Source organism: Salmonella sp. SJTUF14076, assembly GCF_015534835.1.
Lineage (GTDB): Bacteria > Pseudomonadota > Gammaproteobacteria > Enterobacterales > Enterobacteriaceae > Salmonella > Salmonella enterica.
Map to the genome: position 1 here is coordinate 602,529 of NZ_CP064674.1, position 25,382 is coordinate 627,910.

General features: G+C 52.0%; 22 protein-coding genes and 1 other RNA gene. 14 read left to right on the forward strand and 9 right to left on the reverse strand.

Features of this window, described 5'->3' with window-relative positions; translation table 11 throughout:
* Positions 1–2: 2 nt before the first annotated feature.
* The 5 genes from gatB to garD all read right to left on the reverse strand — a co-directional run bounded on the left by gatB (position 3) and on the right by garD (position 4,871).
* Positions 3–287: a PTS galactitol transporter subunit IIB gene (gene gatB / locus HU143_RS02890; protein WP_000824293.1), complete on the reverse strand. Its 285-nt coding sequence runs from the start codon at positions 285–287 to the stop codon at positions 3–5.
* A gap of 30 nt (positions 288–317) precedes the next feature.
* Positions 318–782 (reverse strand): PTS galactitol transporter subunit IIA, encoded by a 465-nt coding sequence (gatA, locus tag HU143_RS02895; RefSeq protein ID WP_000080444.1) that lies wholly within the window; start codon positions 780–782, stop codon positions 318–320.
* Between the two features lie 14 nt (positions 783–796).
* Entirely contained in the window at positions 797–2,068 is a 1,272-nt protein-coding gene (gatZ, locus tag HU143_RS02900) for a tagatose-bisphosphate aldolase subunit GatZ (RefSeq protein ID WP_023226582.1), read from the reverse strand.
* A 119-nt stretch (positions 2,069–2,187) separates the two neighbouring features.
* Positions 2,188–3,042: a tagatose bisphosphate family class II aldolase gene (locus HU143_RS02905; RefSeq protein ID WP_000469979.1), complete on the reverse strand. Its 855-nt coding sequence runs from the start codon at positions 3,040–3,042 to the stop codon at positions 2,188–2,190.
* 257 nt (positions 3,043–3,299) lie between these two features.
* The gene (gene garD / locus HU143_RS02910; RefSeq protein WP_001273723.1) at positions 3,300–4,871 is read right to left on the reverse strand and encodes a galactarate dehydratase; all 1,572 of its coding nucleotides are present in this window, start codon (positions 4,869–4,871) and stop codon (positions 3,300–3,302) included.
* Positions 4,872–5,400: 529 nt separating this feature from the next.
* Between garD and garL the strand changes: the two genes are divergently transcribed.
* From garL to HU143_RS02975, 13 genes are all read left to right on the forward strand, one after another.
* On the forward strand, positions 5,401–6,171 hold the full coding sequence (gene garL / locus HU143_RS02915) for a 2-dehydro-3-deoxyglucarate aldolase (RefSeq protein ID WP_001057715.1): 771 nt from the start codon (positions 5,401–5,403) through the stop codon (positions 6,169–6,171).
* Between the two features lie 25 nt (positions 6,172–6,196).
* A complete protein-coding gene (gene garR, locus HU143_RS02920) occupies positions 6,197–7,087 on the forward strand; it encodes a 2-hydroxy-3-oxopropionate reductase (RefSeq protein WP_000178106.1) in 891 nt (296 codons plus the stop codon).
* A gap of 97 nt (positions 7,088–7,184) precedes the next feature.
* Positions 7,185–8,330 carry a glycerate 2-kinase gene (gene garK, locus HU143_RS02925; RefSeq protein WP_023226581.1) on the forward strand — a complete coding sequence of 382 codons (1,146 nt, stop codon included), beginning with the start codon at positions 7,185–7,187 and terminating at the stop codon, positions 8,328–8,330.
* 32 nt (positions 8,331–8,362) lie between these two features.
* Positions 8,363–8,737: RNase P RNA component class A (gene rnpB / locus HU143_RS02930), an RNA gene on the forward strand.
* A 935-nt stretch (positions 8,738–9,672) separates the two neighbouring features.
* Positions 9,673–10,611: a transcriptional regulator TdcA gene (tdcA, locus tag HU143_RS02935; RefSeq protein ID WP_023226580.1), complete on the forward strand. Its 939-nt coding sequence runs from the start codon at positions 9,673–9,675 to the stop codon at positions 10,609–10,611.
* Positions 10,612–10,708: 97 nt separating this feature from the next.
* A complete protein-coding gene (gene tdcB, locus HU143_RS02940; protein ID WP_000548368.1) occupies positions 10,709–11,698 on the forward strand; it encodes a bifunctional threonine ammonia-lyase/L-serine ammonia-lyase TdcB in 990 nt (329 codons plus the stop codon).
* A gap of 20 nt (positions 11,699–11,718) precedes the next feature.
* Positions 11,719–13,050, forward strand: coding sequence for a threonine/serine transporter TdcC (gene tdcC / locus HU143_RS02945; RefSeq protein ID WP_000108129.1), 1,332 nt, complete (start codon positions 11,719–11,721; stop codon positions 13,048–13,050).
* Positions 13,051–13,116: 66 nt separating this feature from the next.
* Positions 13,117–14,322, forward strand: a complete 1,206-nt coding sequence (gene tdcD, locus HU143_RS02950) for a propionate kinase (protein ID WP_195184460.1) — start codon at positions 13,117–13,119, stop codon at positions 14,320–14,322.
* 28 nt (positions 14,323–14,350) lie between these two features.
* Positions 14,351–15,048, forward strand: a protein-coding gene (locus HU143_RS02955; RefSeq protein ID WP_095033700.1) for an IS1-like element IS1B family transposase whose coding sequence is annotated in 2 segments (ribosomal slippage) — positions 14,351–14,600 and positions 14,600–15,048 — 699 coding nt in all. Because the reading frame shifts where the segments join, the coding sequence is not laid out codon by codon here.
* An 87-nt stretch (positions 15,049–15,135) separates the two neighbouring features.
* On the forward strand, positions 15,136–17,430 hold the full coding sequence (gene pflB, locus HU143_RS02960) for a formate C-acetyltransferase (protein WP_000867323.1): 2,295 nt from the start codon (positions 15,136–15,138) through the stop codon (positions 17,428–17,430).
* Positions 17,431–17,499: 69 nt separating this feature from the next.
* Complete coding sequence (gene tdcG / locus HU143_RS02965) at positions 17,500–18,864, forward strand: L-serine ammonia-lyase (protein ID WP_000622079.1); 1,365 nt, start codon at positions 17,500–17,502, stop codon at positions 18,862–18,864.
* Between the two features lie 315 nt (positions 18,865–19,179).
* Positions 19,180–20,511: an amino acid permease gene (locus HU143_RS02970; RefSeq protein ID WP_000443189.1), complete on the forward strand. Its 1,332-nt coding sequence runs from the start codon at positions 19,180–19,182 to the stop codon at positions 20,509–20,511.
* A gap of 25 nt (positions 20,512–20,536) precedes the next feature.
* Entirely contained in the window at positions 20,537–21,847 is a 1,311-nt protein-coding gene (locus HU143_RS02975) for a serine dehydratase subunit alpha family protein (RefSeq protein ID WP_000463070.1), read from the forward strand.
* 112 nt (positions 21,848–21,959) lie between these two features.
* On the opposite strand, the gene HU143_RS02980 is transcribed toward HU143_RS02975, so the two are convergent.
* Together HU143_RS02980 and HU143_RS02985 are read right to left on the reverse strand one after the other, a co-directional pair.
* Positions 21,960–22,124, reverse strand: a complete 165-nt coding sequence (locus HU143_RS02980) for a hypothetical protein (protein ID WP_000039326.1) — start codon at positions 22,122–22,124, stop codon at positions 21,960–21,962.
* Between the two features lie 23 nt (positions 22,125–22,147).
* Positions 22,148–22,849: a pirin family protein gene (locus tag HU143_RS02985; RefSeq protein WP_023202747.1), complete on the reverse strand. Its 702-nt coding sequence runs from the start codon at positions 22,847–22,849 to the stop codon at positions 22,148–22,150.
* A gap of 104 nt (positions 22,850–22,953) precedes the next feature.
* Here HU143_RS02985 and yhaJ point away from each other — a divergent pair, with 104 nt between their 5' ends.
* Positions 22,954–23,850, forward strand: a complete 897-nt coding sequence (gene yhaJ / locus HU143_RS02990) for a DNA-binding transcriptional regulator YhaJ (RefSeq protein WP_023226579.1) — start codon at positions 22,954–22,956, stop codon at positions 23,848–23,850.
* A gap of 38 nt (positions 23,851–23,888) precedes the next feature.
* Here yhaJ and HU143_RS02995 read toward each other — a convergent pair whose 3' ends face one another.
* Both HU143_RS02995 and HU143_RS03000 read right to left on the reverse strand, forming a co-directional pair.
* Complete coding sequence (locus tag HU143_RS02995) at positions 23,889–24,254, reverse strand: DUF805 domain-containing protein (protein ID WP_000384139.1); 366 nt, start codon at positions 24,252–24,254, stop codon at positions 23,889–23,891.
* 123 nt (positions 24,255–24,377) lie between these two features.
* Positions 24,378–25,364, reverse strand: coding sequence for a glutathione S-transferase family protein (locus HU143_RS03000; RefSeq protein WP_000531159.1), 987 nt, complete (start codon positions 25,362–25,364; stop codon positions 24,378–24,380).
* Positions 25,365–25,382 lie beyond the last annotated feature (18 nt).

Consider the following 25,382-nt stretch of genomic DNA (forward strand, 5'->3'; position numbering starts at 1 on the left):
CGTTACCCCATGAGAATGGACAGAATTTTTTGCTGTAATGCTTCAATACCCACGCCGGAAACAAAAGGCATACCGTGAACGACGGGAATATCGCCGAAGGCGCGATCGACCCTGGCAGTAGTACAGATAAGATCGGCGCCGTCCATATAGGTTTCGATTTCGGTGACCCGGCATTGCACTAAGTCGAGCTCAATATGGTTGGCATCACATAGCTCTTTAATTTCTTCCGCAGCCATCGTTGAGGTTGCAACCGCACCGCCACAGGCCACAATTACTTTACGTTTCATAGGGTATTCCTCATTATTATCAATTTATTATCAAACCTGGGCGCACTGCTCAGGCTCAAGGATGGTTTCCTGAAAGCGTATCGCCAGTTCGGCATCCGGCGCGCTTAACAGGGCATCGAGGGTGCTCGGGTTCTGTAGCTCACTAAACAGGCGGCGCAGAAGTTTTAGCTGTGCCGCCGGGTTTTCAACGATTAAGGCGATGATTAACGAAACGGCAATCTCCTCGTCATCATCCGCCTGTTGAAACATGACCGGCTTATCTGGACGAATCAGATAGATAGCGGGTGATTTCGCATGAACCGCCTCGCAATGAGGGATAGCGACGGCGTGACGCTCCAGCGCAATGCCGGTAGGAAAAGACGCTTCACGTTCCACCAGCGCCTGCGGATAACTATCATGTACCACGCCTTTCGCCAGCATCTCTTTGCCAATGTGCGCCAGCGCCTGTTGGCTCGAGTCGAATGTGATTCCGGTTCGGACAAATAGTTGGCTCATAAATTCTCCATTATTCAGGCGACATCCGGCGTGCAACCGAAGCGATAAGCGCGCAGAACATCCTGAATTTTGTCAATAATCAGGTTATGCGGCGTGGGGGGGAGCACGCCCTCAGACAGGCGTTCAAACTGTACGGGCATAAACTGGCTAATTAATCCCAGCGGCAATGTGACGTTATTCAGATTGGCGATTAACTTCTCTACGCTTTGACGAATACGCGGGTGCGGCCAGTAATAGCGAATACGGTCAGACAAACTAAAGTGAATGTCGACCATCGCCTGGCTCCAGGTTGGACGGTAGTATTTTTTCCAGTAGCCCGGTTCGTTTAGCATAACTTCATCAATGACCTCCAGTACCCGACTACGTTGTTCCGGGGAGATCAGCTCGTTTTCCATTTGCGCAAGTGCGAAAATGGCTTCGCGCAGCGCGAAAGTGAGCGCCGGGCCGACCTTCAGAATAGCGTAATGATCGCGTACCAGCGCACGGTAGGCCTGTCGCGTCTGATAATCAGTCGAATGCGCTTCATAGACCATCGGCGTTTCTTTTATCCAGTCGGAAAGCGCTTTAGCGGCCTGCGGTTGATAGTGGATAATCTGTGTATGATCAAATTCAACGCCCGGCTGTACGACAATCGCGATAACCCGGTTCAATGCCTCATCCAGCCCCAGGGCGCGAAAAGCAGCCTGATGCGTTTGCAGCGTGCGGGCCGCATCCTGTTCGCGGGTAACATGCACGGCGTTAATGGCGCTGGCTTCCCCGCCCGGAACCGGAACTTCAGTGCCGATAACATAGGTTAAATGGCGTTTTTGTTCGTCGGTCGCCGTCGTTTCCGCTGCCTGGCAAAGCAGGGCGGCGCGTTTAGCGACAACCATTGGGTCCAGCGGCGTCGGGTCGTCAGCGCAGGACATAGAGGCATCAAGATGGATTTTGCTAAACCCGGCAGCGACGTAAGCCTTAATGAGTTCGACGGATTTTTCCATCGCCGTATCTGCAGGTTCGTTTTGCCAGCAGTTAGGTCCCAGGTGATCGCCGCCTAAAATAAGCCGTTCTCGTGGAAATCCCACTTCCTGGGCGATGCCATAGACAAAATCACGAAAGTCAGCCGGTTTCATGCCGGTATAACCGCCAAACTGATTAACCTGGTTAGAGGTCGCTTCGATCAGAACTTTGTTCCCGCTATTCAGATCAAAACGTAATGCGGATTCAATCACCAGCGGGTGTGCTGAACATACGGAACAGATCCCTATCTGTTCTCCTGTTTTGTGACGAGAAATTATTTCTTTCACTTCTGGCTCCGATATCTTTTGTTTATCTTCATAATATTTTTGGTTTGAAGGCAAAGGATAATAATGGCTTTCGTGATCCAGCTATGAAAACGCCCTTTGCCGTGCTAAATCCGGGGGCTTTAGAGCTTCCCTTCACAACCGCAGTCGGCAATCACTTTACGTACAACCTCTTTCATGGCCGCTTTCGCCGGGATCATGTAATGGCGGGGATCGCTGGCCTCTGCGTGTTGCGTTAAATAGTTTTTAAGCGCGCCGGAAAAGGCGATTTTAAGCTCGGTCGCGACGTTAACTTTGCAGATGCCCAGCGAAATAGCGCGGGTAATATCGCGGGTCGGCAGGCCAGAGGCGCCGTGAAGGACTAAGGGGACATCAACCCGCTGACGAATTTCCGTCAGTCGTTCAAAATCAAGTTTTGGTTCAGCGGTGTAGAGGCCGTGAGCGGTGCCGATAGCAATGGCTAACGAGTCGATACCCGTTTTTTCTACAAATTCCCGGGCCTGTTCCGGATGGGTATAAAGCGCATCTTTACCGTCAACGATAAGATCGTCTTCCTGCCCGCCGAGACGCCCAAGTTCAGCTTCAACGCTGACATCGTAGCGATGACAGTAATCAACCACACTTTTCACCAGCGCAATATTGTCGGCAAAGGGGAAATGCGACCCGTCGATCATGACCGAGCGTACCCCGGCGGCGACTTTCATTTTGATGTCGGCCAGTTTTTCATGATGATCGAGATGTACCGCGAGAGGATGGTTCCAGCTTTTCGCCAGTTCTGCGGCGATGGCCACGATATTACCGACGCCTGCGTAGCTAAAGGTGCCTGGCGTACCGGCGACAATCAGCGGAGAGCGCAATTCTGCGGCGGTTTCCACCACCACTTGCAATGTCTCCAGGTTGTGGATGTTAAACGCCGGCACAGCATAACCTTCCTGCTGCGCCTTCTTTAGCATTGTTCTGCCTGAAATGATAAACATCCTTCCTCCGAAATCTTTCGTTTGTTTTCTTTGAAAGAATTTATAGGCTTTCGGAATGTTTTTTTGTGATTTTGATCTGATAAATGAAAGTTTCGAAATAAAATGGAAGTTATCGAAAGTAAGACATAAAAAAAGCATGTCGGGCAGACATACTTCAGGCTACAGACTAAGGGCGAAAAAATACCGGGTAGCGCTGGCGCTTACCCGGTCTACAGATTATGCGGTTATACCCTGGTCGGATAATAGCGCCGCCTGGATCAGGTCACAGGTGCGGGGTTAAACACTGCCAGCTGGTTATGCAATCCCCATTGATCTGAGAAAGTCTTTTTCCGGCCGCTGGCGACATCGAGAATAAAGTGAAACAGCTTCCAGCCCACATCTTCGATTGTCTCTTCACCCGTGGCGATGGTGCCTGCATTGATATCCATTAAGTCATACCAGCGGTTCGCCAGCTCGGTACGCGTCGCCATTTTAATGACCGGCACCGCCATCAGCCCGTACGGCGTGCCGCGTCCGGTGGTAAAGACCTGTACGGTAATGCCGGAAGCGACCTGCTGCGTGCCGCAGACGAAATCGCTGGCGGGCGTCGCGGCGTAAATCAGGCCGCGTTTGGTGGGGCGCTGGCCCGGCGACAATACTTCGACAATGGCGCTCTTACCCGATTTAGCGATAGAGCCCAGCGCTTTTTCCACGACGTTCGCCAGGCCGCCTTTTTTGTTGCCGGGGGACGGGTTAGCGCTGCGATCGGTTTTCCCCATATCAAGGTAGTTATCGTACCAGGCCATTTCATCCAGTAGGCGTTTACCCACGGCTTCGTTGATGGCGCGCGGCGTCAGAAGATGAATGGCATCGCGCACTTCGGTGACCTCCGAGAACATGACGGTCGCGCCGCAGCGTACCAGCAGATCGGAAGCATAACCCACCGCCGGGTTTGCCGTGACGCCAGAAAACGCATCGCTGCCGCCGCATTGCATCCCGACGACCAGCTCGGAGGCCGGGCAGGTTTCGCGCTGGCGCTGGTTCAGTTTCGTCAGATGGCGTTCGGCGACCCGCAAAATATCGTCGACCATTGATTTAAAGCCGACATGCTGCTCGTCCTGTAAACGCACAATACTGGCGCTTTCAACGGCGATGGCGGGAACATCCTCGGTGCCTTCCAGCAGCCGTTCCGGCTGCAGTTTTTCGCAACCGAGGCCAATCACCATCACTTCGCCGCCAAAATTGGGGTTGAGCGCGATATTATGAATCGTGCGAATCGGCACGACCGCCGCCGGCGCGTTGATTGCCACGCCGCAGCCGTACAGATGGTTTAGCCCTACAACGCCATCGACATTCGGGTATTTGGGCAGGAGATCGCGCTCAATCACTTTCACCACATAATCGACCACGCCCGCCACACAGTGCACGCTGGTGGTAATGCCAAGCAGATTTTTGGTGCCGACGCTGCCATCGGCGTTACGATAGCCCTCAAACGTATAGCCTTCCAGCGGCGGCAGCGGTTCCGGTACTTTGGTCGCCAGCGGTAGCGTATTCAGCGGCGGCGCTTTTGGCAGTTCAACCAGCGACTCGTCGATCCAGCTTCCGCGCGGGATGTCGCGTACCGCATAACCGATGACTTCGCCATAACGGATGATTTCGCCGTGAGCGGGGATATCCGTCAGAGCAACTTTATGGCCTTGCGGAATATGTTCAGTCAGTTCCAGGCCATCCGGAAAACGTGTTCCGGCTTTAAGACCGTGGTCATTAACAATAATTGCGACATTATCGGTTTCATGTACTTTTATATAAAACGCCGATGGCGATTCCTGGCGAATTTCGATATTGGCCATTGTTCAACATTCTCCAGCCTGGATGATAGAAATAGGATTATCTATTTTGGTTATGGTTAAATCGTTAAATCTCAATATAAGAAATAAAGTTCATGCATAATGAAATAAGAATGACAGGAGTATAAATATAAGAATGTGATCCAGATCACCGCAAATTATGAAATTTTTTATGTAGGCCGGGTAAAGCGTAAATGTGTGCATTAGCGCCCAGTATCATGGGCGTATGCTCAAAAATAAGCGTTAAATAATCCCTTTTTAATGAGCGTTTGCACAATGATTATCCGCCATAGGCTGTTTATACTGAATGGCGAATTCAGTGTATCTGACGAGTTATTTGAAAATACCATGATAATAATAAAAGACGATAAAGATATCAGAACGGTATATTGTGCTACAGGATGTGTACCACATTAGAAATAGAATGCGGAGACCCATTCTGATTTCAGATAAGCATTTTATTGTCGTTGCTATAAGTTATGGTGGCGGCATCACATGTAGAGAATTAAAGAAATAAGCGAAGGTATAAGCGATGAATAACGCTATTTTCCCGAATAAGTTTAAAGCGGCGCTAGCGGCGCAACAGGTGCAGATTGGCTGCTGGTCTGCACTGGCAAGCCCAATCACCACCGAAGTTCTCGGTCTGGCGGGATTTGACTGGCTGGTGCTGGATGGCGAACATGCGCCGAACGATGTGACCACCTTAATTCCGCAGCTAATGGCATTGAAAGGCAGCGCCAGCGCGCCTGTGGTACGTGTGCCAACCAATGAACCGGTCATTATCAAACGGATGCTGGATATTGGGTTTTATAACTTCCTGATCCCCTTTGTTGAAACGCAAGAGGAAGCGGCTCGCGCCGTCGCCTCGACGCGTTACCCGCCGGAAGGCATTCGCGGCGTCTCCGTTTCTCACCGCGCGAATATGTTCGGTACGGTGCCTGATTACTTTGCGCAGTCGAACAAAAACATCACCATTATTGTTCAAATCGAAAGCCAGTTGGGTGTTGACAATGTTGATGCCATCGCCGCAACGGAAGGCGTTGATGGCATTTTTGTCGGCCCAAGCGATTTGGCCGCCGCGCTGGGTCATCTCGGCAATGCTTCTCACCCTGACGTGCAGCAGACGATTCAACATATTTTCGCCCGCGCTAAAGCGCACGGTAAACCGTGCGGCATTCTGGCGCCGGTAGAGGCGGATGCCCGCCGTTATCTGGAATGGGGCGCGACCTTTGTCGCCGTTGGCAGCGATTTAGGCGCATTCCGCGCCAGCACGCAGAAGCTTGCCGACACCTTTAAAAAATAATCCTGGTATGGAAAGAGAGAACGCTATGACGATGAAAGTTGGCTTTATTGGCTTAGGCATCATGGGTAAGCCCATGAGCAAAAACTTACTGAAAGCAGGGTATTCGCTGGTGGTGTCCGATCGTAATCCTGAAGCGATTGCTGACGTCATTGCCGCAGGCGCGGAAACGGCCTCTACGGCGAAGGCGATCGCTGAACAGTGTGACGTCATCATCACGATGCTGCCTAACTCTCCGCATGTGAAAGAGGTTGCGCTGGGCGAGAACGGTATCATCGAAGGCGCGAAGCCGGGAACCGTATTGATTGATATGAGTTCTATCGCGCCGCTGGCAAGCCGTGAAATCAGCGATGCGCTGAAGGCGAAGGGCGTTGAGATGTTGGATGCGCCGGTCAGCGGCGGCGAGCCGAAGGCGATTGATGGCACGCTGTCGGTGATGGTGGGGGGCGATAAAGCCATTTTCGACAAGTACTACGACCTGATGAAAGCGATGGCGGGTTCCGTGGTGCATACCGGCGATATCGGCGCAGGCAACGTCACAAAACTGGCTAACCAGGTAATCGTGGCGTTGAATATCGCCGCCATGTCTGAAGCGCTGACGCTGGCGACTAAAGCGGGCGTCAACCCGGATCTGGTCTATCAGGCGATTCGCGGCGGTCTGGCTGGCAGTACGGTACTGGATGCGAAAGCGCCGATGGTCATGGACCGAAACTTTAAGCCAGGTTTCCGTATCGATCTGCACATTAAAGATCTGGCGAATGCGCTGGATACCTCCCACGGCGTTGGCGCGCAGCTCCCGCTGACCGCCGCCGTTATGGAAATGATGCAGGCGTTACGCGCGGATGGACACGGTAATGACGACCATAGCGCGCTGGCGTGCTACTACGAAAAACTGGCGAAAGTGGAAGTCACTCGCTAACGACGTTGTGCCCGGATGGCGTGTAGCGATCCGGGCCTGAATTTCAGGCTGGATAAGTGAAACGCCATCCGGCGTTGTGCAGTAACAGGCTACCACTATGAAAATCGTAATTGCCCCCGACTCCTACAAAGAAAGCCTTTCTGCCGCCGAGGTAGCGCAGGCGATAGAAAAAGGATTTCGGGAAATTTTCCCCGATGCGCAATATGTCTCTGTTCCGGTTGCCGATGGCGGCGAAGGAACGGTCGAAGCCATGATTGCCGCGACGCAGGGCGTTGAACGCACCGCATGGGTGACCGGGCCGTTGGGTGAAAAAGTGAAAGCCTGCTGGGGAATGTCCGGCGACGGCCACACCGCCTTTATTGAAATGGCGGCGGCCAGCGGACTGGCGCTGGTTCCGCCAGAAAAACGCAACCCTTTGATTACTACCTCGCGGGGAACGGGGGAGCTGATATTGCAGGCGCTGGAAAGCGGCGCAAGCAATATCATTATCGGCATTGGCGGCAGCGCGACAAATGACGGCGGCGCGGGGATGATGCAGGCGCTGGGCGCAAAACTGCGCGATGCAAACGGCGCGGATATCGGTTACGGTGGCGGAAGCCTTCATTGTCTAAGCGACATTGATATTTCAGAGCTCGATCCCCGTTTAAAACTCTGCGCTATTCGTGTCGCTTGCGATGTCTCTAATCCTCTGATCGGCGACAACGGCGCATCACGAATTTTTGGGCCGCAGAAAGGCGCGACCGAAGAGAACATTGTTGAGCTGGACAGAAATCTTGCTCACTATGCCGACATCATAAAAAAATCGCTGAATGTCGACGTAAAGGCGGCGCCCGGCGCAGGCGCGGCAGGCGGTATGGGGGCGGCGTTAATGGCTTTTCTCGGTGCGGAATTACGCAGCGGGATCGAAATTGTTACGGCGGCACTGAACCTGGAGGAGCATATCCACGACTGTACGCTGGTGGTGACGGGAGAAGGGCGGATTGATAGCCAAAGTATTCGCGGTAAAGTGCCGATTGGCGTCGCGAATGTGGCGAAAAAATATCATAAACCAGTGATTGGCATTGCCGGCAGCCTGACGCACGATGTAGGGATAGTGCATCACTATGGCATCGACGCTGTCTTTAGCGTACTCACGCGCATCGTGACGCTGGAGGAGGCTTTTCGGGGCGCTTTTGACAATATTTATCGGGCATCCAGAAATGTTGCTGCCGCTCTGGCGATAGGAATGCGCAGCGCAGGGTGACAAAGTCGCGCGAACCCTCTATACTGCGCGCCGAAGCTGACCAGACAGTCGCCGCTTCGTCGTCGTCCTTTCGGGGAGACGGGCGGAGGGGAGGAAAGTCCGGGCTCCATAGGGCAGGGTGCCAGGTAACGCCTGGGGGGGAAACCCACGACCAGTGCAACAGAGAGCAAACCGCCGATGGCCCACGCAAGTGGGATCAGGTAAGGGTGAAAGGGTGCGGTAAGAGCGCACCGCGCGGCTGGTAACAGTCCGTGGCACGGTAAACTCCACCCGGAGCAAGGCCAAATAGGGGTTCATAAGGTACGGCCCGTACTGAACCCGGGTAGGCTGCTTGAGCCAGTGAGCGATTGCTGGCCTAGATGAATGACTGTCCACGACAGAACCCGGCTTATCGGTCAGTTTCACTTCTTCATAAAACCCGCTTCGGCGGGTTTTTGCTTTTACAGGGCGGCAGGATGAATGACTGTCCACGACACTATACCCAAAAGAAAGCGGCTTATCGGTCAGTTTCACCTCTTCATAAAACCCGTCCGTGTAAGCTGGCGGGTTTTTGCTTTTACAGGGCGACAGGATGAATGACTGTCCACGACGCTATACCCAAAAGAAAGCGGCTTATCGGTCAGTTTCACCTCTTCATAAAATCCGCTTCGGCGGGTTTTTGCTTATCAGGCCGGTGAAGGGTACAGAGGTTGCAGAAGACGCCAGCGTCACCATCCGGCAATTAATTGACAGCCGTGGTGACATAATATTATTCGTTTTTGTGATGAGAAACACAAAACGCTATGTATTGCGCTATTTTTAGTTGAAGTGAAAAGCAATCGATTTCTTTCACAAAATTACATCCTGAAAAACAGCAAGAAAGCGGTGTAAATTATTTGTTGTAAATGAAAATTAAATGTATGAAATATTTTGGTTAAAATTTTATTAAATGTTTCTTTACAAACAAATAAGGTAAAAAAATGTGACGCGTAACGGTTTTTAAGCGCATTTACCTTCGGTTTATACTTAAATTTGAGAAATTACGTTTTAAATTTAACGCTGGAATTGTCGATAAAATGTCCCATAATTGATTGAAATATCGTCTTCATGGGATGTCGAAAATAGGAGATAAAATAGGCTGGTTATCGCCATAATATATCGTTATCCCGACCCTATTTTTTGATTGAAATCAGGCTAAGTTACCGTCTTATTTTTGTAACTCATTGAAGTAATAGGTTTTCTTTATTTAATAAAGACCATGTAAAAATTGCGGCAAGTTAATTTGTGAGTGGTCGCACATAACCTTTAAGATTTAATTTGCTACACTTCCTGCCGTTCACAATGTTATTTCAGAGCGGTAGATATGAATACTCTTGTTCTCCCTAAAACACAGCATTTGGTGGTCTTTCAGGAAGTCATTAGAAGTGGTTCTATCGGTTCTGCCGCAAAATCGTTAGGGTTAACCCAACCCGCCGTCAGTAAAATCATTAGCGATGTTGAGGCCTATTTTGGCGTTGAGCTAATTGTACGCAAAAATACCGGCGTTACGTTGACCGAAGCGGGACAGGTACTGCTTTCCTGGTCTGAATCTATCACCCGCGAAATGAAAAACATGATCAACGAGATGAACAGTATGACGTGCAATACCGTTGTCGACGTCTCGTTTGGCTTTCCTTCGCTGATTGGCTTTACCTTCATGTCCGATATGATTCATAAGTTCAAAGAGGTCTTTCCAAAAGCGCAGGTATCCATGTACGAAGCCCAGCTCTCTTCATTCCTGCCGGCCCTGCGCGACGGGCGGCTGGACTTTGCTATCGGTACGCTCAGTAATGAAATGCAACTACAGGATCTGCATGTCGAGCCGCTGTTTGAATCAGAGTTTGTCCTGGTAGCCAGCAAGTCCCGAACATGCACCGGCACCATCACACTGGAATCGTTAAAAGACGAACAGTGGGTGTTGCCGCAAACGAATATGGGCTACTACAGCGAATTACTCACCACTCTACAACGAAATGGCATCAGCATCGAAAACATTGTTAAAACAGATTCCGTTGTCACAATATATAATCTTGTTCTCAATGCTGATTTCTTAACTGTTATTCCCTGCGATATGACCACGCCTTTTGGCTCTAATGAATTTATCACGATACCAATCAAAGACACGTTACCCGTCGCACGTTATGCGGCGGTATGGTCTAAAAATTATCGTATCAAAAAAGCCGCTTCAGTATTAGTAGAATTGGCTAAACAATATTCATCATATAATGGATGCAGACGCAGGCAGTTAATAGAAATTGAATGATATGGAATAAACATATTTAGCGAAATTGACGTCACCTGTTTCTTTTGAACAGTGGGCAACGGTAACTTATTTTTAATACCCAGGTTAAGAGGTTATAATGCACATTACATACGATCTCCCGGTTGCAATTGAAGATATCCTCGAAGCGAAAAAAAGACTGGCGGGGAAGATATATAAAACGGGAATGCCTCGCTCTAACTATTTTAGTGAACGTTGCAAAGGCGAAATATTTCTCAAGTTTGAAAATATGCAGCGTACGGGTTCATTTAAAATTCGTGGCGCTTTTAACAAACTTAGCTCGTTAACGGAGGCGGAAAAACGTAAAGGCGTCGTGGCCTGTTCCGCAGGTAATCATGCACAGGGCGTTTCTCTTTCTTGCGCAATGCTGGGTATTGACGGCAAAGTTGTGATGCCGAAGGGCGCGCCAAAGTCAAAAGTGGCGGCCACCTGTGATTATTCGGCGGAAGTGGTGCTCCACGGTGACAACTTCAATGACACCATTGCTAAGGTGAGTGAAATTGTCGAAACCGAAGGCCGCATTTTTATTCCGCCTTACGACGATCCAAAAGTCATTGCCGGGCAGGGCACTATTGGTCTGGAAATTATGGAAGATCTGTACGATGTCGATAATGTCATCGTGCCTATTGGCGGCGGTGGTTTAATTGCAGGTATTGCCATTGCGATTAAATCGATTAACCCGACCATTAAAGTTATCGGCGTACAGGCCGAAAATGTTCACGGTATGGCGGCGTCTTATTACGCTGGCGAAATAACCACGCACCGAACGACCGGCACCCTAGCGGATGGTTGTGATGTCTCCCGCCCGGGTAATTTAACCTATGAAATCGTTCGTGAATTAGTCGATGACATTGTCCTGGTTAGCGAAGATGAAATTCGTAACAGCATGATCGCTTTAATTCAGCGCAATAAGGTTATTACTGAAGGCGCTGGCGCTCTGGCCTGCGCTGCACTATTAAGTGGGAAATTAGATAGCCATATTCAGAACAGAAAAACGGTCAGTATTATTTCTGGCGGCAATATCGATCTTTCTCGGGTATCACAAATTACGGGTTTAGTTGACGCTTAATCTTTTCGTGAGGATAGGATATGAGTACTACTGATAGCATTGTATCCAGCCAGGCAAAACAGTCGTCATGGCGTAAATCGGACACGACGTGGACGCTGGGTTTATTTGGTACCGCCATTGGCGCCGGGGTGCTGTTTTTCCCTATCCGCGCCGGGTTTGGCGGGCTTATCCCCATTCTGCTGATGCTGGTTTTAGCTTACCCCATTGCGTTCTATTGTCACCGGGCGCTGGCACGTCTGTGTTTATCCGGATCTAATCCGTCCGGCAATATTACGGAAACGGTCGAAGAGCACTTTGGTAAAACGGGCGGGGTAGTTATCACGTTCCTTTACTTCTTTGCGATTTGTCCGCTGCTGTGGATTTATGGCGTCACCATCACTAACACGTTCATGACGTTTTGGGAAAACCAGTTGCAGATGCCAGCGTTGAATCGCGGTTTCGTGGCGCTGTTCTTGCTGCTGCTGATGGCCTTTGTGATCTGGTTTGGTAAAGATCTGATGGTTAAGGTGATGAGTTACCTGGTATGGCCGTTTATCGCCAGCCTGGTGCTAATCTCATTATCGCTGATTCCTTACTGGAACTCGGCGGTTATCGATCAGGTTGATCTCAGTAATATCGCGCTGACCGGGCACGATGGCATACTGGTTACGGTGTGGCTGGGCATCTCTATCATGGTGTTCTCCTTTAACTTTTCGCCCATCGTCTCTTCCTTCGTGGTGTCTAAGCGGGAAGAGTATGAGAAAGAGTTTGGCCGCGAATTTACCGAGCGTAAATGTTCACAGATCATCTCGCGCGCCAGTATGCTGATGGTCGCCGTGGTGATGTTCTTCGCCTTTAGCTGCCTGTTTACGCTCTCTCCACAGAACATGGCGGATGCGAAAGCGCAGAACATTCCGGTACTTTCCTACCTGGCCAACCATTTCGCCTCTTTGTCGGGGACAAAATCTACTTTTGCAACGGTGCTGGAGTATGGCGCGTCTATCATCGCGCTGGTTGCTATTTTCAAATCTTTCTTCGGTCACTACCTGGGGACGCTGGAAGGGCTGAACGGCCTGGTGCTGAAATTCGGTTATAAAGGCGATAAAACCAAAGTCTCTATGGGCAAGCTTAACACCATCAGCATGATCTTCATTATGGGGTCTACCTGGGTCGTAGCTTACGCAAACCCGAACATTCTGGACCTGATTGAAGCGATGGGCGCGCCGATTATCGCCTCGCTGTTATGCCTGCTGCCGATGTACGCCATTCGTAAAGCGCCGTCGCTGGCGAAGTACCGTGGTCGTCTGGATAACGTGTTCGTCACCCTGATTGGTCTGCTGACCATCCTGAATATTGTCTACAAATTGTTCTAATCCTCACGTTTAGCCTGCGTTCCGCCCCAGGGCGTGGACGCAGGCTGACATCGACGGAGGCACTACATGAATGAATTTCCGGTCGTTCTGGTCATTAATTGCGGATCATCTTCTATCAAATTCTCTGTACTGGATGTCGCTACCTGTGATGTTTTAATGGCGGGAATAGCAGATGGAATGAATACTGAAAACGCCTTTTTATCTATTAATGGCGATAAGCCGATAAATCTCTCGCACTCTAATTATGAGGACGCGTTAAAAGCCATTGCCTTTGAGCTGGAAAAACGTGATTTAACGGATAGCGTGGCATTAATTGGTCACCGTATCGCGCACGGTGGAGAGCTATTTACGCAGTCCGTCATTATTACCGATGAGATTATCGATAATATTCGTCGGGTATCACCTTTAGCGCCGCTGCATAATTACGCTAATTTAAGCGGCATTGACGCGGCGCGGCGCCTTTTCCCGGCCGTGCGTCAGGTGGCGGTATTTGATACCAGTTTCCACCAGACGCTGGCGCCGGAAGCCTATTTATACGGATTGCCGTGGGAATATTTTTCCAGCCTGGGTGTGCGTCGCTACGGCTTTCACGGTACGTCGCATCGCTATGTTTCGCGGCGCGCGTATGAACTGCTTGACCTCGATGAAAAAAACTCGGGTCTGATTGTCGCGCATCTGGGCAATGGGGCGTCTATCTGCGCGGTACGCAATGGTCAGAGCGTGGATACCTCAATGGGGATGACGCCGCTTGAGGGGCTGATGATGGGCACTCGCAGCGGCGACGTTGATTTCGGCGCGATGGCGTGGATAGCCAAAGAAACCGGGCAGACGTTGAGCGATCTGGAGCGAGTGGTGAATAAAGAGTCCGGTTTGCTCGGCATCTCCGGTTTGTCATCCGACCTTAGAGTCCTGGAAAAAGCCTGGCACGAAGGACATGAGCGCGCCCGGTTAGCGATAAAAACGTTTGTCCACCGTATCGCCCGTCATATTGCCGGACACGCGGCATCGTTACATCGGTTGGATGGCATTATTTTTACCGGTGGTATTGGTGAAAATTCAGTATTAATTCGCCAGTTGGTAATTGAACATCTGGGCGTACTGGGGCTTACGTTAGACGTTGAAATGAATAAGCAGCCGAATTCTCACGGCGAGCGCATTATTTCCGCTAACCCTTCTCAGGTTATTTGCGCTGTTATTCCCACGAATGAAGAGAAAATGATTGCCCTTGATGCCATTCATTTAGGCGGTGATGCTGCCAACTTACTGATTTAGTGTATGATGGTGTTTTTGAGGTGCTCCAGTGGCTTCTGTTTCTATCAGCTGTCCCTCCTGTTCAGCTACTGACGGGGTGGTGCGTAACGGCAAAAGCACCGCCGGACATCAGCGCTATCTCTGCTCTCACTGCCGTAAAACATGGCAACTGCAGTTCACTTACACCGCTTCTCAACCCGGTACGCACCAGAAAATCATTGATATGGCCATGAATGGCGTTGGATGCCGGGCAACCGCCCGCATTATGGGCGTTGGCCTCAACACGATTTTCCGCCATTTAAAAAACTCAGGCCGCAGTCGGTAACCTCGCGCATACAGCCGGGCAGTGACGTCATCGTCTGCGCGGAAATGGACGAACAGTGGGGATACGTCGGGGCTAAATCGCGCCAGCGCTGGCTGTTTTACGCGTATGACAGGCTCCGGAAGACGGTTGTTGCGCACGTATTCGGTGAACGCACTATGGCGACGCTGGGGCGTCTTATGAGCCTGCTGTCACCCTTTGACGTGGTGATATGGATGACGGATGGCTGGCCGCTGTATGAATCCCGCCTGAAGGGAAAGCTGCACGTAATCAGCAAGCGATATACGCAGCGAATTGAGCGGCATAACCTGAATCTGAGGCAGCACCTGGCACGGCTGGGACGGAAGTCGCTGTCGTTCTCAAAATCGGTGGAGCTGCATGACAAAGTCATCGGGCATTATCTGAACATAAAACACTATCAATAAGTTGGAGTCATTACCCATTTAGGCAACGTGAAAGCACCAGTGGAATTTGCATAACTTAACGGCTGTTCTGTAGAGAGATTATTTTTCATGAAGGTAAATATCGATACCAGCGATATGCTGTATGCCGAAGCATGGCGTGATTTTAAAGGTACGGACTGGAAAGAAGAAATTAATGTCCGTGATTTTATTCAGCATAACTATACGCCCTATGAGGGGGATGAATCTTTTCTCGCCGACGCGACGCCAGCGACCACGGCGTTGTGGGAAAAGGTGATGGCGGGAATACGTATCGAGAACGCGACCCATGCGCCGGTGGATTTCGATACTAATATCGCGACGACGATTACCGCGCACGATGCGGGATATATTGAAAAAGAGCTGGAAAAAATCGTCGGTTTACAAACGGATAAGCCGCTTAAACGCGCTTTGCATCCGTTTGGCGGCGTTAACATGATCAAAAGTTCATTCCACGCTTATGGCCGCGAAATGGACGCCGATTTTGAATATACCTTTACCGACCTGCGGAAAACCCATAATCAGGGCGTATTCGATGTTTACTCGCCGGATATGCTGCGCTGCCGTAAATCCGGCGTATTAACCGGTTTGCCGGATGGTTATGGTCGCGGGCGCATTATTGGCGATTATCGTCGCGTCGCGCTGTATGGCATCCGTTATCTGGTGCGCGAACGCGAGCTGCAATTCGCCGATCTGCAGTCGAATCTGGAGCAGGGACAGAATCTTGAGGCGACGATTCGCCTGCGTGAGGAGTTGGCGGAGCATCGTCGCGCGCTGCTGCAAATGCAGGAGATGGCGGCGAAATACGGCTACGATATCTCCCGCCCGGCGCGAAACGCGCAGGAAGCGGTACAGTGGCTCTACTTCGCTTATCTGGCGGCGGTAAAATCGCAAAATGGCGGTGCAATGTCGCTGGGAAGAACCGCCTCGTTCCTTGATATCTACATTGAGCGCGATTTCAACGCGGGCCTTCTGACAGAGCAGCAGGCGCAAGAACTGATCGACCATTTCATCATGAAGATCCGCATGGTGCGCTTCCTGCGCACGCCGGAATTTGATTCGCTCTTTTCCGGCGATCCGATCTGGGCCACCGAAGTTATTGGCGGGATGGGGCTCGATGGCCGCACGCTGGTGACGAAGAACTCCTTCCGTTATCTGCATACCCTGCACACGATGGGGCCAGCGCCGGAGCCGAACCTGACCATACTGTGGTCTGAAGCGTTGCCGGTGGCATTCAAAAAATATGCTGCGCAGGTCTCCATCGTGACCTCATCTTTGCAGTATGAAAACGACGATTTAATGCGTACCGACTTTAACAGCGACGATTACGCCATCGCTTGTTGCGTCAGCCCGATGGTCATCGGTAAGCAGATGCAGTTCTTCGGCGCGCGCGCCAACCTTGCCAAAACGTTGCTGTACGCTATCAATGGCGGCGTTGACGAGAAACTGAAAATCCAGGTTGGGCCGAAAACCGCGCCGTTAACGGATGAGGTGCTGGATTATGACGCGGTAATGGAGAGCCTCGACCATTTTATGGACTGGCTAGCGGTGCAGTACATCAGCGCGCTGAACATCATTCACTACATGCACGATAAGTACAGCTATGAAGCTTCGCTGATGGCGCTGCACGACCGTGATGTGTATCGGACGATGGCGTGCGGCATCGCCGGACTGTCGGTGGCGGCGGATTCCCTGTCCGCCATCAGGTACGCTCAGGTGAAGCCGATCCGCGACGAAAACGGCCTTGCCATCGACTTTGCTATTGAAGGCGAGTATCCGCAGTACGGCAACAACGATGAGCGCGTGGACAGCATCGCCTGCGACCTGGTGAAACGCTTTATGCAAAAAATTAGCGTGTTGCCGACGTATCGCAATGCGGTGCCGACGCAGTCCATTTTGACCATCACCTCGAACGTCGTGTACGGGCAGAAGACCGGCAATACGCCGGATGGACGCCGCGCCGGAACGCCGTTCGCGCCGGGGGCGAACCCGATGCATGGTCGTGACCGCAAAGGGGCGGTGGCCTCGCTGACGTCGGTGGCGAAACTGCCGTTTACCTACGCCAAAGACGGTATTTCGTACACCTTCTCGATTGTGCCTGCGGCGCTCGGGAAAGAAGATGCGGTGCGGAAAACCAATCTGGTCGGCCTGCTGGACGGCTATTTCCATCATGAAGCACAAGTAGAAGGCGGGCAGCATCTGAACGTCAATGTGATGAACCGTGAAATGTTGCTGGATGCGATTGAACATCCGGAAAACTACCCGAACCTGACGATCCGCGTTTCCGGCTATGCCGTGCGCTTCAATGCGCTGACTCGTGAGCAGCAACAGGACGTTATTTCGCGCACCTTTACTCAGGCGATGTAACGTGAACGGGGCGATCGTGTGGATCGCCCCGCGACGGATCTTCACTGAACGGTAATCTTAGGGGGAGATATGATTAGCGCATTTGATATTTTTAAGATTGGCATTGGACCTTCAAGCTCCCATACCGTAGGGCCAATGAATGCAGGAAAATGTTTTATCGATCGGCTGATCGACAGCGGCGACCTGCCGCGAACGACGCGCATCACGGTTGATCTTTACGGATCGCTATCGCTGACGGGCAAAGGCCACGCGACCGATACCGCCGTCATTATGGGCCTGGCGGGCAATACGCCGCAGGATGTCAATATTGATAGCATTCCGGCGTTTATCCAGGAGGTTGCCCGCAGCAGCCGTTTATCGGTGGCGGGTGGCGCGCATGTGGTGGATTTTCCCGTCGCCGACAGTATTTTCTTTCACGCTGAAACCCTGGCGCGCCATGAAAACGGTATGCGTATTACCGCCTGGCACGGACAAACGCCGCTTTTACACAAAACGTATTACTCTATTGGCGGCGGCTTTATTGTCGAAGAGGAACGCTTTGGCCAGTCGCACGACGTAGAAAAATCGGTGCCGTATGATTTTCATTCCGCCAGCGAACTGTTGACGCTATGTGAAAGGCAGGGGCTCTCGGTTTCCGGCCTGATGATGCAAAATGAACTGGCGTTGCGGAGCAAAGAGCAGATTGACGCTGGCTTTGCCCGCATCTGGCAAGTGATGGCGACCGGAATTGAACGTGGCATGAATACTGAGGGCGTGTTGCCGGGGCCGCTGAACGTTCCACGCCGCGCGGTAGCGTTACGGCGTCTGCTGGTTTCCAGCGATAATCTCTCCCGCGATCCGATGAACGTCATCGACTGGATTAACATGTTCGCCCTGGCCGTGAGCGAAGAGAACGCGGCGGGTGGGCGAGTGGTCACCGCGCCGACCAACGGCGCGTGCGGCATTATTCCCGCGGTGCTGGCCTATTACGACAAATTCCGTCGTCCGGTCAATGCCAACTCTATCGCCCGTTATCTGCTGTCGGCGGGGGCAATTGGCATGCTGTACAAGATGAACGCCTCGATATCCGGCGCGGAAGTGGGGTGTCAGGGCGAGGTTGGCGTCGCGTGTTCGATGGCGGCGGCGGGGCTGACAGAACTGCTGGGCGGCAGCCCGGCGCAGGTCTGTATTGCGGCGGAAATTGCGATGGAGCATAACCTTGGCCTCACCTGTGACCCGGTGGCGGGTCAGGTGCAAATCCCTTGTATTGAACGTAATGCGATTAACGCCGTTAAAGCGGTAAATGCGGCGCGAATGGCGCTACGCCGTACCTCTGAGCCGCGGGTTTCGCTCGATAAAGTGATCGAAACCATGTACGAAACGGGTAAAGACATGAACGACAAATATCGCGAGACGTCGCGCGGCGGTCTGGCGATTAAAGTCGTTTGTGGATAGGCCCGACAGGCGCAGAGTGAGCAGGCTATGGGATAACGCAGAAGACAGAAGCTGAGAAAAGGGCGCACCAAAGTGCGCCCTTTTTTGTTGTGATACGCGTCAAATAGAGAAAATAACAATATTAAATAAATAGTAAATAGAAAATAATTCTTAACCCACAAGAAATGCAGGCGTTTTATTGGTAAGTTTTTCTCTTATCGTGCGCGTATGATTTTCTTATTACAAGAAAGTACCTGCACCTCACGTTCTGCATATCGCCTTGCTGCGGCACGAAAAATAAAAAAAACCTCTACCTACACATTGAGCGAGAATTTTATGGAATCGGCAAGTAATACCAGCGTAATCCTCGACGCATCAGCCCCGGCGCGTCGGGCAGGGATGACAGAAAGCGAATGGCGTGAAGCCATCAAATTTGATAGTACCGACACCGGCTGGGTCATTATGAGTATCGGGATGGCGATCGGCGCAGGGATCGTTTTTCTTCCTGTCCAGGTTGGCCTGATGGGACTTTGGGTCTTTTTACTCTCTTCTATTATTGGTTATCCGGCCATGTACCTGTTCCAGCGGCTGTTTATTAATACGCTGGCGGAATCCCCGGAATGTAAAGACTACCCCAGCGTGATCAGCGGCTATCTGGGCAAAAACTGGGGTATTTTATTAGGCGCGCTGTACTTTGTGATGCTCGTCATCTGGATGTTCGTCTATTCTACGGCGATTACTAACGACAGCGCCTCTTATCTGCATACTTTCGGCGTAACGGAAGGATTGCTTTCCGATAGTCCATTTTATGGTCTGGTGCTGATCTGCATCCTGGTGGCGATTTCCTCACGCGGTGAAAAATTACTGTTCAAAATCTCCACCGGCATGGTGCTGACCAAGCTACTGGTAGTGGCGGCGCTGGGCGTCTCTATGGTGGGTATGTGGCATCTGTATAACATTGGCGCGCTGCCGCCGATGGCCCTGCTGATTAAAAACGCCATTATTACCCTGCCATTTACGCTGACCTCGATTTTATTTATCCAGACGTTAAGCCCAATGGTGATCTCTTACCGTTCACGCGAAAAATCTATTGAGGTCGCACGTCATAAAGCGCTGCGTGCCATGAATATCGCGTTTGGCGTCCTGTTCGTTACCGTCTTTTTCTATGCGGTTTCCTTCACCCTGGCGATGGGGCATGACGAAGCGGTGAAAGCCTACGAGCAGAATATTTCCGCCCTGGCGATCGCCGCGCAATTTATTAGCGGCGATGGCGCTGGCTGGGTCAAAGTGGTTAGCGTAATTCTGAACATCTTTGCCGTCATGACCGCCTTCTTTGGCGTTTATTTAGGATTCCGCGAAGCGACGCAAGGCATTGTGATGAATATCCTGCGCCGCAAAATGCCCGCCGAGAAGATTAAGGAAAATCTGGTACAGCGCGGCATTATGATTTTCGCTATTTTGCTGGCCTGGAGCGCCATTGTGCTCAATGCGCCGGTACTGAGCTTCACCTCTATTTGTAGCCCTATCTTCGGTATGGTGGGCTGTTTAATTCCGGCATGGTTGGTCTACAAGGTTCCCGCATTGCACAAATATAAAGGCGCTTCGTTGTACCTGATTATTATTACCGGTCTGCTGCTATGCGTTTCTCCGTTCCTGGCATTCTCTTGATATACCTGAGATTAAGGTTGTTGTTATGTTTGAATCTAAAATAAATCCATTGTGGCAAAGTTTTATCCTGGCCGTACAGGAAGAAGTAAAACCGGCGCTGGGGTGTACTGAGCCAATTTCACTGGCGCTGGCGGCAGCGGCGGCGGCGGCTGAACTTGACGGCACAGTTGAACGCATTGACGCGTGGGTTTCGCCTAATCTGATGAAAAATGGTATGGGCGTTACCGTTCCAGGAACGGGAATGGTAGGGCTACCGATCGCCGCGGCGCTTGGCGCGTTGGGCGGTGATGCGAAAGCCGGGTTGGAGGTGTTAAAAGACGCTTCCGCTAAAGCCGTTGCCGATGCAAAAGCGATGCTGGCCGCCGGACATGTCGCAGTGATGTTGCAGGAGCCATGTAACGATATCCTGTTTTCACGGGCGAAAGTGTATAGCGGCGATAGCTGGGCATGTGTCACGATCGTCGGCGATCATACAAACATTGTGCGGATAGAAACCGACAAGGGCGTGGTATTTACCCAGGCCGATAATGCGCAGGAAGAAGAAAAAACCTCGCCACTGGGAGTGCTGTCTCATACCTCGCTGGAAGAGATCCTGGCGTTTGTGAATGCGGTGCCCTTTGACGCTATTCGCTTTATTCTCGATGCGGCCAGGCTAAACGGCGCGTTGTCGCAGGAGGGACTGCGTGGTTCCTGGGGGCTGCATATCGGTTCGACGCTGGCCAAACAGTGCGATCGCGGTCTGCTGGCGAAAGATCTCTCCACGGCGATTTTGATCCGTACCAGCGCGGCGTCAGACGCCAGAATGGGCGGCGCCACGTTGCCCGCGATGAGCAACTCCGGCTCCGGCAACCAGGGGATTACCGCCACGGTGCCAGTCATGGTGGTTGCTGAACATGTCGGCGCCGATGACGAACGCCTGGCGCGCGCGCTAATGTTATCGCATTTGAGCGCTATCTATATTCACCATCAGCTTCCGCGTTTGTCGGCGCTGTGCGCGGCAACTACGGCGGCGATGGGCGCGGCAGCGGGTATGGCGTGGCTGATAGATGGTCGTTACGACACTATCGCAATGGCTATCAGCAGTATGATTGGTGATGTCAGCGGGATGATTTGCGATGGCGCGTCGAATAGCTGCGCGATGAAAGTCTCTACCAGCGCGTCGGCGGCGTGGAAAGCCGTACTGATGGCGTTGGATGATACGGCGGTGACCGGAAACGAAGGGATTGTGGCGCACAATGTCGAACAATCTATTGCGAATTTGTGTTCGCTGGCGTGTCGCTCAATGCAGCAGACCGACAAGCAGATCATCGAGATTATGGCCAGTAAAGCGCATTAATAATCACGCCCCGGCATGACGTCGGGGCAGCGTGTTGCCCGATGGCGCTGCGCTTATCGGGTCTACCTGTTATCAGCCGGAGCGGGCGCTTGCGCCGCCATCCGGCATGATTTCAGGCTGCGGCCTCTTCTTCTGCCAGCCGGGCTTCGGCGTCCGCCACGATGGCTTCCAGTTCGGTTAGCATCTCTTCATAGCCCAGCGGCACAGTGGCGCTCATCGCCTCCTGTACGGCAGGTTTTACCACGGGCTGACGTTTCTTCGCCGATTTTTTGCTCATCTTGCGACTCCTTTTCTGGCTGGCTACACCGGTAAATCTACCAGTAATGCGCGCAGCGGCGTATCGGCAACCAGCGTAATGTTAGGTTCATCACGAATAAATGCGCCATCTCCGCAGGTTAATGTCTCGCGTTCTTCGTTGTGCGTCATCGCGTGGAACGTACCGTGAATCGACTGCAAATAGGCGCGCGGCCCGTGAAGCTGGAAGTTAAGCGATTCGCCTTTCTCCAGCGTAATATGATGTACCCAGACCTGTTGGCGCAGTTGTAAGCTGTTTTGCTCACCGTCGGGCGAGGCAAGAAGCTGTTGTTGCGCCGCCAGGAGTGGGATTTTTTGTACCAGCGCGTTTTCCCGTTCAGGACAGGCGTCAAGCCACAGTTGCATTCGGGTTAACGGCTTAACTTTGCTGAGATTATGTTCGCTGTAGCTAATGCCCGGCTGCGCGGCGAGCAGCAACGCTTCGCCCGCTTTAGCCTGTACATGGTTGCCGTCGCTGTCGCGGTATTCCGCTTCGCCGTCCAGAATCAGGTTTAAAATATCCACCTTTGGATAAGTTCGAGGCTGAAAAGAGGCGCCCGGCGCCAGCACTTCCTGGTTCAGTACGCGCAACGACGCGTAGCCCAGCAGTGTAGGGTCGAAGTAGTGTCCAAAGGAGAAGGTATAGCGGGCCTGTAACCATCCATAGTCTGCCTGTCCACATTGTTTGGCGGTTCGGGTCGTAATCATCGTTATTAACCTCTCTTTACTTCCTTTTATGTTAAGGGGCTGGACGCTGCATTGTTAGCCAGATATTCTGCCCGGTATGTTCAAATTTCCTGAATGAGAACGTTATGGCTAAAGAGAGAGCGCTGACGCTTGAAGCATTGCGTGTGATGGACGCCATTGACCGTCGGGGCAGTTTTGCCGCAGCGGCTGATGAGTTGGGGCGGGTGCCCTCCGCGCTGAGTTACACCATGCAGAAGCTGGAAGAAGAGTTGGACGTTGTACTGTTCGATCGCTCCGGCCATCGTACAAAATTCACCAACGTCGGACGTATGCTGCTGGAACGCGGGCGGGTATTGCTGGAAGCGGCAGACAAGTTAACGACGGATGCTGAAGCGTTGGCCCGCGGTTGGGAAACGCATCTGACGCTGGTCACTGAAGCTCTGGTACCAACGCCTGCTTTTTTTCCGCTGATCGACCGGCTGGCCGCTAAAGCCAATACGCAGCTTTCATTGATTACCGAAGTACTGGCTGGCGCATGGGAGCGGCTTGAGCAGGGACGGGCGGATATCGTCATCGCTCCGGATATGCATTTTCGATCGTCGTCGGAAATTAACTCCCGTAAGTTGTATACGCTTATGAATGTGTATGTCGCCGCGCCTGACCATCCTATTCATCAGGAGCCGGAGCCGCTTTCGGAAGTGACGCGGGTTAAATACCGCGGCGTAGCGGTAGCGGATACCGCGCGCGAGCGGCCGGTATTAACGGTGCAACTGCTGGATAAGCAGCCACGTCTGACGGTAAGCACGATTGAAGATAAACGTCAGGCGCTGCTGGCCGGGCTTGGCGTCGCGACTATGCCATATTCGATGGTGGAACAGGATATTGCCGAAGGGCGGCTACGCGTGGTCAGCCCGGAATCGACCAGCGAAATCGATATTATTATGGCCTGGCGGCGCGACAGTATGGGGGAGGCAAAAGCCTGGTGCCTGCGGGAAATACCTAAGCTATTCTCCGGAAAATAAATAGCGCGCGGCGCTTTAAAAGCGGCGCCGCGCCGCCATCAGGAAAAACGTTTCGGATCGGGGCCGAAGCGGTTGTCGCCCGGCGTACCATTCTGGCAGTTGAACGCGATGATGATAAGCCAGCCGATAATGGGGATAAGTAGCAACAGTAGCCACCATGCGGAGCGGTCAGTGTCATGCAGACGACGGAACTGCACGGCCCACCACGGTAAAAAGATCAGAACGCCGTAAATGGTGGTCAGAACGCCTTCACCCCCGGCGCGTTGCCAGCCAAGCATGGCGTCCAGCAGGCCCAACACAAAGGTAAAGATGATATTGACCAGAATAAACATCCAGTACTCTTTGCGTCGCGCGCGGCCGCCAAATCCCAGATAATTTTTTAAAACCTTTAAATACCAATCCATTTTCGCCTCAATAATGGTTCAATCACTTGTTTTTAAAGTAATCAAACTAAGAATAGCCGCGAATGAAATGTTGGTAAATATTTGTGGTATTTATTAATAAGGCGTCCCGGAGGACGCCTGAAATTAGCCAAAGCGCACGTCGCGCCCGTGAGGTTCGAGCAGATCCTGCCACGGTCCGATAGAAATGATACCTGTGGGGTTAATCGTTTTATGGCTACGGAAATAGTGGTGACGAATATGATCAAGATTAACGGTTTCAGCAATGCCCGGTATTTGATAGATATCGCGCAGGAAACCGTACAGATTCAGGTAGTCGCTGATTCGGTATTTGTCGCATTTGAAATGAGTTACGTAAACCGGATCAAAGCGTACCAGGGTCGTCCATAAGCGGATATCCGCCTCGGTCAACTGGTCGCCCGTCAGATAGCGGTGCTGTCCGAGAATCTGTTCCAGGCGCGCCAGCGCAGTAAATACCTTGTCTACCGCTTCATCATACGCTTGCTGGCTGGTGGCGAAGCCTGCTTTATAAACGCCGTTATTAACGTTGTCATAAATCCAGCCGTTTAACTCGTCAATTTTGCTTTGCAGCGCGGGGGGATAGTAATCCCCGGCTTTAGCGCCCAGCCCATCGAAGGCGGAGTTAAACATACGAATGATTTCGGCGGACTCGTTGCTGACGATAGTATGATTTTTTTTATCCCATAAGACCGGTACGGTGACGCGGCCGCTGTAGTGTGGATCGGCGTGCAGATACAACTGGTAGAGAAATTCATGCTGATAGAGGGTATCGCCGGTGGCCGCCGGAAAAGTATCATCAAACGTCCAGCCGTTTTCCAGCATCAATGGATTCACGACAGAAACCGGAATAAACGGCTCCAGACCTTTCAGTTTACGGAAAATGAGCGTGCGATGCGCCCAGGGGCAGGCAAGGGAAACGTACAGATGGTAACGATCTTTTTCTGCGGCGAATCCGCCTTCGCCGGAAGGTCCGGGCGCGCCGTCAGCGGTAAGCCAGTTGCGGAAAGCCGACGCTGAACGCTGAAATTTCCCCCCGGAAGATTTGGTGTCATACCAGGTATCGTGCCAGACGCCATCGATCAGTTGTCCCATGTCTCTCTCCTTCAGATA

Excerpts from the sequence above, each read along its gene's own strand:
- gatB (WP_000824293.1), bottom strand. The coding sequence starts at position 287 with ATGAAACGTAAAGTAATTGTGGCCTGTGGCGGTGCGGTTGCAACCTCA.
- gatA (WP_000080444.1), bottom strand. The coding sequence starts at position 782 with ATGAGCCAACTATTTGTCCGAACCGGAATCACATTCGACTCGAGCCAA.
- HU143_RS02905 (WP_000469979.1), bottom strand. The coding sequence starts at position 3,042 with ATGTTTATCATTTCAGGCAGAACAATGCTAAAGAAGGCGCAGCAGGAA.
- garD (WP_001273723.1), bottom strand. The coding sequence starts at position 4,871 with ATGGCCAATATCGAAATTCGCCAGGAATCGCCATCGGCGTTTTATATA.
- garL (WP_001057715.1), top strand. The coding sequence starts at position 5,401 with ATGAATAACGCTATTTTCCCGAATAAGTTTAAAGCGGCGCTAGCGGCG.
- garR (WP_000178106.1), top strand. The coding sequence starts at position 6,197 with ATGACGATGAAAGTTGGCTTTATTGGCTTAGGCATCATGGGTAAGCCC.
- garK (WP_023226581.1), top strand. The coding sequence starts at position 7,185 with ATGAAAATCGTAATTGCCCCCGACTCCTACAAAGAAAGCCTTTCTGCC.
- tdcA (WP_023226580.1), top strand. The coding sequence starts at position 9,673 with ATGAATACTCTTGTTCTCCCTAAAACACAGCATTTGGTGGTCTTTCAG.
- tdcB (WP_000548368.1), top strand. The coding sequence starts at position 10,709 with ATGCACATTACATACGATCTCCCGGTTGCAATTGAAGATATCCTCGAA.
- tdcC (WP_000108129.1), top strand. The coding sequence starts at position 11,719 with ATGAGTACTACTGATAGCATTGTATCCAGCCAGGCAAAACAGTCGTCA.
- tdcD (WP_195184460.1), top strand. The coding sequence starts at position 13,117 with ATGAATGAATTTCCGGTCGTTCTGGTCATTAATTGCGGATCATCTTCT.
- pflB (WP_000867323.1), top strand. The coding sequence starts at position 15,136 with ATGAAGGTAAATATCGATACCAGCGATATGCTGTATGCCGAAGCATGG.
- tdcG (WP_000622079.1), top strand. The coding sequence starts at position 17,500 with ATGATTAGCGCATTTGATATTTTTAAGATTGGCATTGGACCTTCAAGC.
- HU143_RS02970 (WP_000443189.1), top strand. The coding sequence starts at position 19,180 with ATGGAATCGGCAAGTAATACCAGCGTAATCCTCGACGCATCAGCCCCG.
- HU143_RS02975 (WP_000463070.1), top strand. The coding sequence starts at position 20,537 with ATGTTTGAATCTAAAATAAATCCATTGTGGCAAAGTTTTATCCTGGCC.
- HU143_RS02980 (WP_000039326.1), bottom strand. The coding sequence starts at position 22,124 with ATGAGCAAAAAATCGGCGAAGAAACGTCAGCCCGTGGTAAAACCTGCC.
- HU143_RS02985 (WP_023202747.1), bottom strand. The coding sequence starts at position 22,849 with ATGATTACGACCCGAACCGCCAAACAATGTGGACAGGCAGACTATGGA.
- yhaJ (WP_023226579.1), top strand. The coding sequence starts at position 22,954 with ATGGCTAAAGAGAGAGCGCTGACGCTTGAAGCATTGCGTGTGATGGAC.
- HU143_RS02995 (WP_000384139.1), bottom strand. The coding sequence starts at position 24,254 with ATGGATTGGTATTTAAAGGTTTTAAAAAATTATCTGGGATTTGGCGGC.
- HU143_RS03000 (WP_000531159.1), bottom strand. The coding sequence starts at position 25,364 with ATGGGACAACTGATCGATGGCGTCTGGCACGATACCTGGTATGACACC.